General features: G+C 72.0%; 1 protein-coding gene and 1 pseudogene. Both read left to right on the top strand.

Annotated features, from left to right (window positions below; translation table 11 throughout):
- A pseudogene (locus MXD58_RS29470) lies at window positions 1-356 on the top strand (glycosyltransferase family 2 protein); the annotation flags it as partial.
- Window positions 356-2,068: a galactose oxidase early set domain-containing protein gene (locus MXD58_RS29475; RefSeq protein ID WP_248840287.1), complete on the top strand. Its 1,713-nt coding sequence runs from the start codon at window positions 356-358 to the stop codon at window positions 2,066-2,068. The pseudogene MXD58_RS29470 and the gene MXD58_RS29475, both read left to right, overlap by 1 nt.
- The last annotated feature ends 230 nt before the right edge of the window (window positions 2,069-2,298 follow it).

Genomic DNA, 2,298 nt, shown 5'->3' on the forward strand with positions numbered 1-2,298 from the left:
GCGTCGACCAGGACACGATGATCACGCGGACCGTGCCGGCGCCGAACGACGGCGATCCGGGCCGCCGCGCCGGCCGTGCCGGCGAGGATCGGGACCGGGACCGCCCCGCCCCCGACGATCCGCCCGCCTACCCCGACGACAGGCCCCAGCCCACGCGCGCCGCCGACCCCGCACCCGTCGGTGGCGAGCCCACCTACGCGGAGCACGAGACCATGCTGACCCCCCGCCGGGAGGTGCTCGCCGGCGTCGCCGCCGCCGCGGGCGACCAGCCCGCCTACGTCGAGGACGTGACGATGCGGCTCACGCCGCGGCGGCGCCGGGTGTCCCTCGACGGCCTGCTCGAGGAGCTGGGCTGATGCCCGACCGCGCCGGTCGTCCTGGCCGCCATGTGCAGGGCGACGACTCGCCGACGTACTCCGACCTGCCCGTCGTGCACCGCCCCGCGCACGTCGATGACCCGCGGATGACCCCCGTGGTCGCCACGCCGTCGGCGTCCCGGCGGCGCCGGCGGATCCTGCAGGCCGGGATCATCGTGCTGGTCGTCCTCATGGGCAACATGCCCTACGTCAGCTCGTGGGCGTCGGACCAGTACGACGCGTGGCAGGCGCACAAGCCCGACTACATGCGGGCCAACGGGCGCTGGGACATCGTCGCGGACAGCGGTTCGCGGTCGATCCACGCGGCGTTGCTGCGCACCGGCAAGGTGCTGCTGATGGCGGGATCCGGCAACGACAAGAAGAACTTCGACGCCAAACGGTTCGAGACCGTCCTGTGGGACCCGACCGCGAACACCTTCCAGAAGATCATCACTCCCTGGGACGTCTTCTGCGCCGGGCACGCCTTCCTGCCCAACGGTGACCTGCTCATCGCCGGTGGGACGAAGGCGTACGAGGTCCTCGCCGCGGACTCGCCGGACGGAAAGAAGAAGGAGTACAAGGGGCTCAAGGACGCCTACCTGTTCGACCCGATCGGCGAGCGGTTCGTGAAGACCGGCTTCCTCCAGCACGCCCGCTGGTACCCGACACTGGTCACCCTCGCCAACGGCGCGGTGGTCGCCGTCTCCGGGCTCAACGAGAACGGCGACATCGACCCGGGCAACACCGAGACCTACGACGCGCCAAGCGCCAGCTGGATGGAGCATCCGAACCTGCGCAAGGAGTTCCCGACCTACCCGTCGCTGCTGCTGGCGGCGGATGGCCGGCTGTTCTTCTCCGGCGCCAACGCCGGCTACGGCCCGGCGTCGCTGGCGGCCCGCCAGTCCGGCCTGTGGAACCTGACGAACAACAACTTCCAGGCCGTTCCCGGCCTGCCGCTACCGGAGGTCAACGAGACGGCCGGCACCGTCCTGCTCGCCCCGGCCCAGGACCAGAAGATCATGTTCATCGGCGGCGGCGGCGTCGGCGACACCCAGGTGGCCACCGACCGCACCGCGATCGTCGACCTGACCACCCCGAATCCCGCCTGGGTGCGCGGCCCGGACCTCAGCTCGCCCAAGCGCTACCCGGGCGCGGTGGTGCTGCCCGACGACACGGTGCTCGTCTCCGGCGGCTCGCGGCGCTACCGCGCGAAGGACACCCTCACCGCCGAGATCTACAACCCGGTGACGAACACGTTCCGCCAGGTCGCCGACCCGCACGTGGGCCGCGACTACCACTCCGAGTACCTGTTGCTGCCCGACGGCCGGGTGGCGGTCTTCGGCTCGAACCCGCTCACCGACGACAACACGTTCGACACCCGGGTGGAGGTCTACTCCCCGCCGTACCTGTACGCCGGACCGCGCCCGGTGGTCTCCGGCGCGCCGGGCGCGGTCACGCGGGGTACCACGATCTCCTTCCGGACCTCGCAGCGGGTCGGCAAGGTGCGCCTCCTCCGGCCCGGGGCGTACACGCATGTCACCGATACGGAACAACGGTCGGTGGCCTTGCCGATCACCGCGCAGGCGGACGGTACCGTCACGGTAAGCGTGCCGGCCAACCCGAACGTCCTTCCGGGTGACTGGTACATGCTCTTCGTCGACAACGGGGCGAACGTGCCGTCGGTCGCGACGTGGGTGCAGGTGGCCCAGTAGCGTCGCGGCTCGCCCTCGCGCGGCCGGGACGGCGTTCCGCGCCGCCGGGCGCCGCCCACCACGTCGGCGAGGTCACCGTCGAGAGGAGTGCCTTCGTGCCGACGTCCACGTCGTCGACGCCGCCGGGCCCCCCGGGCCCCCCCACCGCGGCCCCCAGGGCCGACCAGGTCCGGTCCAGATCGGACCCGGGCAGGTAGCGGCCGTCCAGTTCGAGAACGACCGCGCCGTGC

It is taken from the genome of Frankia sp. AgKG'84/4 (genome assembly GCF_023242965.2).
Classification (GTDB): Bacteria; Actinomycetota; Actinomycetes; order Frankiales; family Frankiaceae; genus Frankia.